Below are 11,966 nucleotides of genomic sequence, written 5' to 3'. Positions count from 1 at the left end.
CCCCTTTACGATTCGATTCCCCCTTAAAAAATCCCTTTTCATACGAATTATCATCTTTCCGACAGTAATCTTCATAATAATACGTACAAAAACTGATAAACTCATTTTAATATTCGAGTTTCTTCTACTTCATTTTTCTGCTCGCAAGTAAAAGAAAAAGAGTATATTGTCACATTAAGAATTACTATCTTCATATGACAATATACTCTTCTATCAAATTTTTATCTTTCTTGACATTTTATTTATACAAAAAAATAAAATTTTCTTTCGTTTTTTGTTTCTCAACATTTGTTAACATAATATTTTTATGAATAACCACCATTCGAGTGAATGACTTGCCCAGTAACCCATTTCGCTTCTTCACTTACTAAAAAAGAAATTAAGCGCGCAGCATCCACCGGTTCTCCTACTTTACCTTGCGGGAATTTCCATACTAAATGATGCTTCAGCTCCTCTGTAATCCATCCTGTATTCGTCGGTCCTGGATCTACAGCATTCACTGTAATCCCCTTCTCCATTGCAACTGGTGCTACTGACTTTGTAAATGCTTCGATTGCCCCTTTCGTTGCTGCATATGCTAGTTCATCTGGCATTGGGCCTACTGACTGTCCTGAAGTAAGATTAATAATACTCCCGCCCGTTTTAAGTGAATAATGTTTTATAAACAATGAACTTAATAGCATAGTAGCCCGAACATTAACTGTATAATGTTTATCCAACTGCTCTACATCTAATTCCTCAATCCTCGTATGAGTAGAATATACTGCATTATTAACTAGAATAGATGGATCACCTAACCGTTCTGATACCATATAAAACAAACGATTTGGCGAATAAGACTGCGATAAATTTATTTCTGCCATTTCACATCGAACATCGTAACTTTCAATTTCCTTTTTCAGCAAAAAGGGTTCTTGATCACTCATTCCCCATGGCATCGCTTTATCATACTTTGGCCAGTACGTGAAAAAAATGTCTATCCCCTTTTGAGCAAGCACCTTGCATACAGCTGCACCAATTCCATTCAGACGAGTTGCCCCTGTTACAATTGCTATTTTCTTCACCTTTTTCTCCTCCATCTATACACAGATCCCCTGCATGAATGCAGAGGATCTATCTTCTTATTGAATATTTGACAGTATACGTTCAGCACCTAATTTTAACATTTTAATAAAGATATAATTTACAATTGTAAACATTACAAATAAAACGATAAACATAATCCAAAGTCCTACTTGAAGGAAGAAGTATAATACACTTACTCCCCCCACAATAATTAAAGCTATTAAAATATTAGCCAAAAAATTCCACAAAGTTGTATATCGACTTTTAAATAATTTCTGCTCTGTATCCCAATGAATATCTGCAGTTTGTGCGTCCCAGCGTGTTCCGATTAAATTAATTAATAACAACCCGTTCGCACTTAGTAAAAACCACAGTATCATAAAGACTGGAGAAATCCCAGCTACAACTGCCATCGTAATACCGAATACTGCTAAAATGATCACATTAATTAACCAAGCAGTGATTGCTTTCGCAAAAAAGATATCCGAAGCCTTTACTGGTAAATAACGATTCACAAACCAAGAGCTTCCATCTCGCGAAAATGACGTTGTTGCAATGACGTTACTACCCATTAAAAATAACGATGCACAAAGGCCAACACCAATTGCAAATCCCGTTGTCTCTGGATTGTTAATATACTCTGTAATAAACTTTAAATTCCCATCTTGCACAAATAAAATAAAGAACAACATAATTGGCATAACGAGAGTTTGTACAATGCAATTTAAGAAAAATTGTGGTGTACGGAATAACGTTTTAAATTCTTTTTTCACATACGCTTTTAAATGAGAACTTTGCACTGTTGATTTCTGTAAACCTTCCGCCGAAATAACTTGTTTCTTTGCTGTACTCGTTGAAAGTCCAATAACTCCTTTTAAATATGTACGCTCTGCAATGTAATAAAACAACACAAAGAAGACAAATGAAATAACTGCAAAGATTATTACATATAAAGGACCTTTCCAATTTGCATTTTCTACTAATGCCACTGCTCCAAAATATGTAGTTGGAAAATAATTTGTCATTTGTACTAAAAGAGAAGATTGATTATTTACAAGGTATTCCGCAGCCCCGTCTCCAGAAAACGCACTTTTATTTCTCCACTGCATAAATACGTTAATTCCTACAATAAATAATATACTTACGATTCCAATAAATATATTTCCTCGATCTTTATTTTTCGCTATATTTGTATACCTCATAATAATTGTCATCAGTAACGAAGCTAATACTAACGGCACGATTGGGAAGAGTAAGTAAATAAAAATCATATATATGTAATATGTAATAAATGCGCCACTTTTTAAACCGTACGTAATGAAGATTGGTAATAAAATGAATGAACTCATTACGTATTGTGTAATTAATACCGTTAAAAATTTTGCCGAAATAATTTGCGCTGGTTTTAATGGTAACGGCAATAACATTTCAATGTCATTACTATAGTAAAATACAGTTAAAATGTTCGTGATACTCATTAAAAATACCCATATACTAGCAATCGCAAGTCCCATTGCAATAATCATTCCCGGCCCTTGCCCTAATTGTTTCAGACCTTCATACATTCCGTGCGTCATCGAACCAAATATTAAAAAGCCAACAAATAAAATAGCTGCAAATGAAAATAAATACGCCCATCGCTTCTTCTTATCTGTTATAAAATCTGCATAATTTAACTTTAATAGTACCTTCGTTAACGTCCAAATTTTACTCATTTCCCGTCATCTCCAAGAACATTTTTTCAAGTGATTCATTGGATTTAAAATGATCTCTCATTTCATCTAAATTTCCTTTAAACTGCAAATTCCCCTTATTAATAATAGCAACCCGGTCACATATTTTTTCCGCTACTTCTAATACGTGTGTAGAGAAAAATACAATCTTTCCTTTATCCGCATGCTCTCTCATCATTTCTTTTAAAATATATGCAGATTTTGGATCAAGCCCAGTTAATGGTTCATCTAAAATCCATACATCTGGCTCATGTACGAGCACACCAATAATAACGATTTTTTGTCTCATACCGTGCGAATAACTTTGAATTTGATCAGATAATGCATTATAAAGATCAAACTTCTTCGCTAAAGACTCTATTCGTTCTTGTCGTACTTCTTTCGGCACTTCATACATATCAGCCATAAAGTTTAAATATTCAATTCCTTTTAAACGTAAAAACATATCTGGACTATCTGGTACATAACCAAACGTCTTCTTCGCTTCCATCGGCTCTTCCATAATATTTTTTCCGTTAATCGTAATAGTCCCTTTGTCTACCCCGTGAATACCAGTAATCATCTTAATTGTCGTTGATTTACCCGCACCATTCGGTCCTAAAAATCCAAAGATTTCGCCGCTAGGCACAGATAAACTTAAGTCTTTTACTGCATAGGTAGACCCATTATAACTTTTTGACACATTCGTAATTTCAATCATTCCATCCAATCCTTTCCTTAATTACCAAATAACTATATTGATATTATAGCATACTTCTATTTTAAGATTTTTACATTTTTCAGTTTATTTAACCTTTAAAATAAATATACACCCCTAATCCAACAACTAAAACGACAGCTAGTATAATATAAATCATTGTTAAGCGTTTAATATTCCCCTTTGTCGCTTTGCTATAATTTGCATCACCATTCCGCCCAATTAAAACCGTCGCAATGACAGTAATCACTACAAGTAATACAACGATCATGATCCAAGTTAGCATTTCTTCCTCCCCCTCCTTACAACCATTTTACAATATTATCCTCTTTATTTCGCAGCATATTTCCTCTTTTTACTATTATTATGAAGCAAACTGGAAAACTATTATTACCATTCCTATCCAATTGTGATATATTTATAACATAACGTGACTTATTTCTAACAACACAAGGAGGACCTATCATGAAAACAACTTGGATAAAATATTTAGGATTTCTCGGTTTCTTCGGTTTCCTCGGATTTTTTTATGAAAAAGGATTGTTTACTATGTTCTGTTTCTTCTCCTTTTTCACATCGTATAGAACGGTTCAACACGATGAACTGTTTGAACAAATCGTTAATAAATCGTGCCGTAATGCTTTTATCTTTACGTTACTAACTACCGCTATCATTATGTTCATTGAAATGTTATTTCCAAACCCGGCGCTACAAGAAATTGATATCGCTCTTATTTTCGGCACACTCATTCTTACGTTCGGTTTTTCTATGTTCTTTTATGATAAACCTGTTGATGAAATGGAAGATGCACCATGGCGTTCGTAACGAGGATAAAAGAATACCGCGCCAAATTGAACATGACACAAGAAGATTTAGCAAAGAGCGTTGGTGTGCGACGTGAAACAATTAGTCATCTCGAAAAAGGTAAATACAATCCTTCCTTACAACTTGCTCACGATATAGCGAAGGCACTACATAGTAAGATTGATGAGATTTTTATTTTTGAGGATTGATTAAAGGCGTCCAGTCACAAGAATCACATAAAAAAATACCGTCATTCTTTCCAAGAAGAATGACGGTATTTCTCATTGATTATCCATATAAAATCGCATGAAATACGCCTAATAGTAAGTATTGATCCTGCATGTAATCTTCATCATATACATTCATCTCAATGTAATACATATCTTCCTCAAGACGAATATTCCAATCTGCAATTACATAGCCTTTTCGTAATAACTTTCCCATTCCAAATGAAGTTTTATGAACAACATATTCTTCTGCCCTATATGTAAAGGTAAATAAGAAATTTGCATCCAATAACTTTCCGTCACATACAAGTATTTCATGCTCTGCATCATGATTATCGATGTACGTTACTAAAATCTTTCTTTGGCGCTGTCTACTTACATCCTTTGCAATGATGCGAATATTGCCCTTACTATCCTTTATTTCATAAATAATATTACTACCAATTTTCGGAATAAAATCCAGCACTCTCATCAACATATTTTTATAATAGCCTCGTACTACGCCTACTTGCTCACTTCCATTATAAACCTCTATCGGCGTCGTATCTGCTTTGCTATCACACGGTCGTTTGTAAGAGAGCTGCATCATTCGCTCTCTTCTTAAGTACTGATCAAACGTCACAGGATATTCTATCATGCGCAGTTCTTTATTTAGCTCATACAAATAGCTTTGAACACTCTCTATTAATGTTGTAGTAGCTATACGCTCTTGAATTTCAAATTCTTGCCAACTGGAAGAAACATTCCATTGATTATGATCCTCTTCATAGAAGAAACCAAGAATTACCTCTTCACGGTCAGCCGTTTCATATTTCATAGGCACGTTCTGCCCATGTTGAACTTGTTCCATCCACTGACCTAAATAAATACCCAGCTCTGCAACCTTCATACATGATTTTTGAAAAAATACGCTGTCACTCGCGCAAATCGTTACATCTCCTTCGATAAAACCCTTTGAATAAGCATCATACCGTGGCTCATCCTTCTGCGGGATACTCTTATCTAACTCAAATAAAAACGTTAACATCCTTTATTCACCTCTAGTTGTTACACTAATCATACATGACATCGCATCACTCTGAGAAACTATTTATATACGCATATTTAATTCACGCATTATAACACGTGAATGATCTTGTATAGTAGCGCTATTTTTTGTTCTATATCTTAGTATACGAATTTACATGAGCGATTTTTCAACTATATCTATCGCAACTTACAATATATCAACGATTTTTTCAATATATCGATTTTTCGACAAATATCAGCACAATTAAAATGAAGCTACCTTTTCTTCCGCCACTTCTACAATTTCTAAAATTTGTAGAATACTCTCCACTTCATAAGTCGGGTTAACATCTGTCCCGTTTTCTTTCAAACTCGGATTATACCAACACGTATCAATGCCGTAATCTTCTCCGCCTTTCATATCAGAAGTTAACGAATCTCCAACCATTAGTACACTTGATTTATCAGTAATCCCAAACTTTTCAAACGCATAATCAAAAATCTCACGCGCTGGTTTTTGATGACCAACTTCTTCAGAAATAATAATGTGATCAAAGAAATTACATAAAGGCGAATTTCCGATTCTTGATTGTTGCACCTTCGTATATCCATTCGTAATAATACCTAACTTGCAATCTTGAAGATTTTCACATAATTGTACTGCGCCTTCTATAAGATGTACTTCCTTCCCTAAATTTTCAAGGTATACATCACTAAATTGCTGCGCATCTACGGCTATATTATGAAGTGCAAATAATTGTCTAAATCGCTCTACGGCTAATTCACTTAGCGTAATCATTTTATTTTCTAAATCTCTCCATAATCCATTACTAATCTCTTTATAACTTGCAAGATGATCATTATACCCTGTAGGCATGCCAAACTGTACAAACGCATTATGTAATGCGTGTCTTTCCGTTTCAGGGAAATCTAATAATGTATCGTCTACGTCGAATAATATAAATTTGTATTTCATGATGTTCTCCTCAATTCCTATTTTAAAAGCTTCGTTCTCATTGCTTATAAGTTTATATATATGTCGCGATGAAGCGCTTTAACCCGCTCTTTATAGAATACACCTTTATCTTTTATTTTCAAATGTGCTATAAATAAATTTGCTAGCATGACTGCTGTATCTAGTCTATAAAATAAACTAACAATATGAGGAGTAACATTAAAGATACTATCATTCTTATATCCATCTTTAAATTCATCCCAACTAACCTCATTTGTTTCAGCTATTCTCATAAGCTCCAGCAATGGATGACCAATTAAAGCATTATCCCAATCAACTATTGCTTTAACTTCTCCATTATACCCGATTAAATTGGCTGGTCGAATGTCCATATGTAATAAACATTTTACATGATCTGCTGTACTAAGAATATATTCAATTGTTTTTGTATCCGGAAGATTAATTTTGCAGTTCGTGATTGTATTAAACCCTTCTATCCGTTTCACAATTCGTTCTGCTATATACTTACTAATGGGCTCTCTAATATTTTGTTTGTAATACAAACCATCAATTGGCATACTATGAAGATTGCTCACTAACTCCCCTATTTTGCATGCGGAAATTGGCATATGATCAGCATACACACAATCCGAAATTAAAAAATCAAGTTCGGTTGAAAGATGCAATCCGTGTATCCTTGGTACTGGAATACCTTTTGAATGACAATACTTAGACAGCTCCGCTTCCTTTTGCAACGAAATCCGACTGTTAAATAAGTCTTCATTTATATTTTCCACTTCTCTTTCCCACGGTACTCGAAATGCCAAAGACCCCTTTTCTGAATCTCCTTGAAAAACAATATTTTGCACTCCCGTTCCAATCACCTTTAAATCTTGAATAGCTAGTTCCTTATACTCTTGACTTAGTATTGTTGCCAGCTTCTCTCTTAACCCCTCTGCTTTTACACGTGTATGAATCATTTTATCCCCCGATTCTTAAGTTCTTTTCATCCATTTTCTCCTCTGTGCACAACATCCTCATTAACAAAATTATAGCAACAATAGTAAAAGGAGGCTAATCCGCTCAGCCTCCTTCTCATTATTAATCTTCTAGCAATAACTCTTTCATTTCCTCTAACGACTCTTTCGTAAAGCCAAGAGCTTTTTCAGCGTATGCTTCAACTGATCCGTATTGCTTTTGAATTTCACCAATCGCAGCTTGCAAGTATTCAGCACGTGCTTCAAACATTGCACCTAATATCGCTCTGCTCTCATCGTTTTGTAATTTCGCACCTAAAAAGGCCATCATTTTTTCATTTAGCTTTTCACGGAATCCGTTACTTAGTAAGTAGTCTTCCATTACTGTTTTTTCTGGTACACCTAGTAAAAGTAGTAATAATGCTGAACCAAATCCAGTACGATCTTTTCCAGCTGTACAGTGGTTTACTAACGGTAAGTTTTCCGGGTTTTGCGCTAAGTTTAAGAAGCTCACGAATGCCTCGTTACCACTTACGAAATCTTGATTCATTTTCACAAGATACTCACCTGGTTTTCCTAACATAGAAAGGTCACCAACTTGGAAAAACTCATTTATATTTAAGTCTTTCGCTAAGTCTTGCATAACTGGTAAGCACACTTGACGAGCACCCGTAATTTCTGGATTCGGCTTATGCTTCACTTCAAAGTCTGTACGGTAATCGCAAATTAACTTTAAACCAGACTTTTGTAAATAGGCAATATCCCATTCAGTTAGCCCTGCTAATTCTTCAGAGCGGTATAATTTGCCCCATTTTACTTTACGGCCTTCAGTCGTTTCATATCCTCCCATATCACGGAAGTTAAACGCACCTTGTAATGGCAATCTACGCTCGGCTACTGTTACTGCTTGTCCATTACTTCCTACTAATCTAAAATATGGACGTTCATTTTCACTCGGTTTTTCAATTGTATATGATAATTCTCCATTTACCGTTGCAAGTAATTCTCCATTTTCTTCAATATGATCTGGTGAAGTACTCCAATAAATACGAACTTCTTCTATATTATTTTCCCATTTTATTTGTAACGTATTATCTTTATTTCTTTCTATAGTTGCTTGTAACCAATTTCTTTGCTGTCCCATTCTTTCACCAACGCTTTCTCATATAATCAAATCTCACCCTATTGTATTATACAAATATCTACTTTGTCGTTCTCATTTTTCTTTTTATCTTACAAACAGGCGAAAAGTTCTTTTACTTGTTCAAAATTTGTACAAGGGTTCTCACTAAATGTGTCCCAGATTATATCCTAAAACTTCCTCACATATCGCTCAGTACAACTCAGCAACTGACATCCATTCTTTTCAAAAACATCCTTCATCCATTCATTTTGTATATTTGTCTCACCAATATAATAAGATGCACCTATTTCCTTTAAGACAAACATCGCACCTGCAAATAATGCAGCTTCATATCCCTTATTACGCATATTTGGAGTAACTGCGAAGTACATAAGTTTCCCTTCTTCTAACGTACCTCTTTCAATATGCGGAATTACAATCCCTATCGGCTCTTCACCTACACTCGCTGTTAAACAATGTTCTTTCCATTGCTCACCAATTTCTTGTAGCATCATATGCACAAATTGATCATGAACGACTGTTTCTCCCGTCGCTTCATTCCACAGTGAATAAAAAGCCTCTTCTCCAACTTCTTCAATAAGCTTAAAATCAATTTCACTTTCTACATCTTCTACTTCATATATATCTTTAAATACAATCATTTTTTCCGTAACATATTCAAATGAATACGTTTCAAAACATTTTTTATACACATCATAATTTGGACTTTTTGAAGAGATTTCAAAATGTAGTTTTTCTAATCCATCTTTTTTAGCTTCAGCAACGCAATATTGCATCATTTCCTCTAATTGCTCTTCTGTAAAAATCTCTGCATTATTTTCTTTTATCATAATAGAAGAAGCATTTCTTCTTATTTTAAAATATTTTTCTAACTGTTCTATCGTCGTCATATTCTTCCCTCATCTATATCATACTCGAATTTCTAATCGTTCTCCTTGCATGAGCAGGATTGTCCTTGAATATATAGAATACTAGAAAAGATCGCATCTTTAAAGTGCGGAGGAGGTTCTCCAGTGGATATTACAGCATTGCAACAACAGTTAGAGCTTATACAACAAAATGACTATACGCAACTACAGCATATAGACGTAAATGAGTTAACTTTGAACATGCTCCAGTATATCGGAACGACTGATAGCTACGTTCGTTACCAACTTATATATAAATGTTTTGCGCATTTCATTCATCATGAATTCCTTATGGACGATCAGCTGAAATTACTTCTGCAAACTTGTTTAAGTGATGAGTATTTATATTGTGACATTTACTCCCCACATACAGATGGGGTTTTCACACGTTCTTACACTGTTTCGTTAATTGCGTTAATACTCCAATTCGCTAATTCGCACTACTTTTGTACAGAGGAAGATATCGAAGAAATAAAAAATAAACTCATTACATACACAAACTTAGAAACGGATTTTCGGGGCTATATCGAAAATAAAGGATGGGCTCATTGTCTTGCTCACGTATCTGATGCCTTTACTGAAATTGTTCATAATACGTATACAACTTTTGAATGGTACGAAGAATTAATTCATTGTTTATTAAATAAAATCTTTATTCCATCTGACCTTTTTCATAATAACGAAGATGAGCGCATTGTTACGCCATTACTAGCAATGCTGTATCATGATTTTCCTCAAAACGAGTTAATTTCTATTATTCATAAAAAAATAAAAAGGCTTCCTCAAATAAGAAAACGCCTTTCGCTTAATGAGTATTGTATTTTATGTGCCAACATTAAAACCTTTTTACGCACATTATTTTTCAGAACGAAAGACGACCATAACTTAGCCTTTACAGCACGTAAAACAGAAAGAATGTTAAAAGAAATTCCTAACTATTATTAAATACAAGGAGCAATGACATGGGTTATATTGAAGATATGAGAAATCTAGTAGGAAATCATCCACTTATTCTAATAGGATCACACGCCATTATATTAAATGAAAAAGATGAAGTATTGCTGCAGCTCCGTACAGATTTTAACCGCTGGGGCATTATTGGTGGTGCCCTAGAATATAACGAAACGTTAGAAGATGCTTTAAAACGAGAAGTGTTTGAAGAAACTGGACTTATTATTAAAAATCCAGAACTATTCCGTACATACTCAGGGCCAGACTTCTTTCAAATCTATCCAAACGGCGATCAAGTACACGGTGTACTCGTTGTTTATATTTGCCGAGAATTTCATGGTGAACTTGTATGCGATCAAAGTGAATCGAAAGAATTACGCTTCTTTCCGCTTGATGAGTTACCTAGTAATCTCCCTTCTGTTATTGAGAGGATTATTACAGATTATCTAAAAAAATAAGGGAACGCTTAACGTTCCCTCTCAAATCCAATCCGTTTTTTAATTTCTGCTAAATTTATCTTCGCAATAGCGCGTGCCTTCTCAGCACCGTTTTCCAACGCTTCATATAATAAATTCGTTTCATTCATATACATAGTGTATTTCTCACGAGGTCCAGCTAACTCACGATCTACAACGCGAAACAACTCTTTTTTCACATCGCCCCATCCGATTCCAGTCTCATATTTTTCACGTAATGACTGTACTTCGTCTTCTGTCGCAAATTCTTTATAAATTGTAAATAAGGTTTCTAGTTCTTTCGGTTCATTTGGAAGTGAAGAATCTGTTTTGATTTTAAATATTAATTTTCGTAGTTTTTCTTGCTTTGCAAATAATGGGATCACATTTCCGTAACTTTTACTCATCTTCCTTCCGTCAAGACCAGGTAAAATAGCTCCTTCTTCTTGTATAACATACTCTGGAAGTGTAAATGCCGTGCCAAATGTATGATTAAAATAAGTCGCAATATCACGCGCAATTTCAATATGCTGAATTTGGTCTTTTCCAACTGGTACATGAGTAGCTTGAAATAATAATATGTCAGCTGCCATTAAAATCGGGTACGTGTATAACCCCATATTCACTCCCGCATCGACCTCTAACCCTGCTTCTTTATTTTGCTCCACCTTCGCTTTATACGCATGAGCACGGTTCATAAGACCTTTCGGAGTTAGGCAAGCTAAAATCCAAGCTAATTCTAGAATCTCTGGCACTTCTGTTTGTCGATAAAAAATAACATCTTCTCCAATTCCAAGTGATAACCAAGTAGCTGCTACCTCTTTCGTATAACTGCTGAACTTTTCTGAATCATGCACAGCATTTAATGCATGATAATCAGCTATAAAGTACAATGCTTTTCCTTCATTATTCTTTGACATTTGTAATGCAGGTTTAATCGCACCAATATAATTTCCTAAATGCGGATAACCTGTCGGCTTAATTCCTGTTAACATTATTTTTTCACTCACACTAACTCCTCCTTTCTCAAAATAAAAAGAGC

14 protein-coding genes are annotated in these 11,966 nt (G+C 34.6%); 4 read left to right on the top strand and 10 right to left on the bottom strand.

The features are described 5' to 3' along the window. Positions 1 to 305 precede the first annotated feature (305 nt). The 4 genes from ACTFRY_RS07855 to ACTFRY_RS07840 form a co-directional block, all read right to left on the bottom strand. Positions 306 to 1,064, bottom strand: coding sequence for an SDR family oxidoreductase (locus tag ACTFRY_RS07855; protein ID WP_000716965.1), 759 nt, complete (start codon positions 1,062 to 1,064; stop codon positions 306 to 308). Positions 1,065 to 1,121: 57 nt separating this feature from the next. Next, positions 1,122 to 2,780 (bottom strand): putative ABC transporter permease subunit, encoded by a 1,659-nt coding sequence (locus tag ACTFRY_RS07850; protein ID WP_098617226.1) that lies wholly within the window; start codon positions 2,778 to 2,780, stop codon positions 1,122 to 1,124. Next, positions 2,773 to 3,498 carry an ABC transporter ATP-binding protein gene (locus tag ACTFRY_RS07845; RefSeq protein WP_000570204.1) on the bottom strand — a complete coding sequence of 242 codons (726 nt, stop codon included), beginning with the start codon at positions 3,496 to 3,498 and terminating at the stop codon, positions 2,773 to 2,775. Before ACTFRY_RS07845 ends, ACTFRY_RS07850 begins: the two co-directional genes overlap by 8 nt. Before the next feature lie 88 nt (positions 3,499 to 3,586). Continuing rightward, positions 3,587 to 3,781 carry a hypothetical protein gene (locus tag ACTFRY_RS07840; protein ID WP_000958863.1) on the bottom strand — a complete coding sequence of 65 codons (195 nt, stop codon included), beginning with the start codon at positions 3,779 to 3,781 and terminating at the stop codon, positions 3,587 to 3,589. Positions 3,782 to 3,960: 179 nt separating this feature from the next. Here ACTFRY_RS07840 and ACTFRY_RS07835 point away from each other — a divergent pair, with 179 nt between their 5' ends. Together ACTFRY_RS07835 and ACTFRY_RS07830 are read left to right on the top strand one after the other, a co-directional pair. After that, positions 3,961 to 4,320, top strand: a complete 360-nt coding sequence (locus ACTFRY_RS07835; protein WP_000859205.1) for a DUF3796 domain-containing protein — start codon at positions 3,961 to 3,963, stop codon at positions 4,318 to 4,320. After that, entirely contained in the window at positions 4,308 to 4,508 is a 201-nt protein-coding gene (locus ACTFRY_RS07830) for a helix-turn-helix transcriptional regulator (RefSeq protein ID WP_000896322.1), read from the top strand. The genes ACTFRY_RS07835 and ACTFRY_RS07830 overlap by 13 nt, the downstream gene beginning before the upstream one ends. A 79-nt stretch (positions 4,509 to 4,587) precedes the next feature. Here ACTFRY_RS07830 and ACTFRY_RS07825 read toward each other — a convergent pair whose 3' ends face one another. The 5 genes from ACTFRY_RS07825 to ACTFRY_RS07805 form a co-directional block, all read right to left on the bottom strand. Beyond that, complete coding sequence (locus ACTFRY_RS07825; RefSeq protein ID WP_000955121.1) at positions 4,588 to 5,553, bottom strand: tubby C-terminal domain-like protein; 966 nt, start codon at positions 5,551 to 5,553, stop codon at positions 4,588 to 4,590. 246 nt (positions 5,554 to 5,799) lie between these two features. Beyond that, a complete protein-coding gene (locus tag ACTFRY_RS07820; protein ID WP_000875415.1) occupies positions 5,800 to 6,510 on the bottom strand; it encodes a YjjG family noncanonical pyrimidine nucleotidase in 711 nt (236 codons plus the stop codon). 44 nt (positions 6,511 to 6,554) lie between these two features. After that, a complete protein-coding gene (locus ACTFRY_RS07815; protein ID WP_000582027.1) occupies positions 6,555 to 7,469 on the bottom strand; it encodes a phosphotransferase family protein in 915 nt (304 codons plus the stop codon). 121 nt (positions 7,470 to 7,590) lie between these two features. Next, the gene (locus ACTFRY_RS07810; RefSeq protein ID WP_098617225.1) at positions 7,591 to 8,610 is read right to left on the bottom strand and encodes a tyrosine-protein phosphatase; all 1,020 of its coding nucleotides are present in this window, start codon (positions 8,608 to 8,610) and stop codon (positions 7,591 to 7,593) included. A gap of 167 nt (positions 8,611 to 8,777) precedes the next feature. Further along, a complete protein-coding gene (locus tag ACTFRY_RS07805) occupies positions 8,778 to 9,500 on the bottom strand; it encodes a GNAT family N-acetyltransferase (protein ID WP_000207424.1) in 723 nt (240 codons plus the stop codon). Positions 9,501 to 9,623: 123 nt separating this feature from the next. Between ACTFRY_RS07805 and ACTFRY_RS07800 the strand changes: the two genes are divergently transcribed. Then, positions 9,624 to 10,463: a DUF2785 domain-containing protein gene (locus ACTFRY_RS07800; protein WP_000355452.1), complete on the top strand. Its 840-nt coding sequence runs from the start codon at positions 9,624 to 9,626 to the stop codon at positions 10,461 to 10,463. A 17-nt stretch (positions 10,464 to 10,480) separates the two neighbouring features. Further along, on the top strand, positions 10,481 to 10,927 hold the full coding sequence (locus tag ACTFRY_RS07795) for an NUDIX hydrolase (RefSeq protein WP_000540458.1): 447 nt from the start codon (positions 10,481 to 10,483) through the stop codon (positions 10,925 to 10,927). An 8-nt stretch (positions 10,928 to 10,935) separates the two neighbouring features. Here the strand turns inward: ACTFRY_RS07795 and ACTFRY_RS07790 are convergent, their stop codons facing one another. Continuing rightward, positions 10,936 to 11,934: a tryptophan--tRNA ligase gene (locus ACTFRY_RS07790; RefSeq protein WP_001290884.1), complete on the bottom strand. Its 999-nt coding sequence runs from the start codon at positions 11,932 to 11,934 to the stop codon at positions 10,936 to 10,938. Between the last annotated feature and the right edge of the window lie 32 nt (positions 11,935 to 11,966).

It is taken from the genome of Bacillus cereus group sp. MYBK195-1, from assembly GCF_051916605.1.
In the GTDB taxonomy this organism is placed as follows: domain Bacteria; phylum Bacillota; class Bacilli; order Bacillales; family Bacillaceae_G; genus Bacillus_A; species Bacillus_A cereus.
Note: the sequence above shows the minus strand (reverse complement) of the source record. Positions and strands in the feature narration are given on the sequence as shown.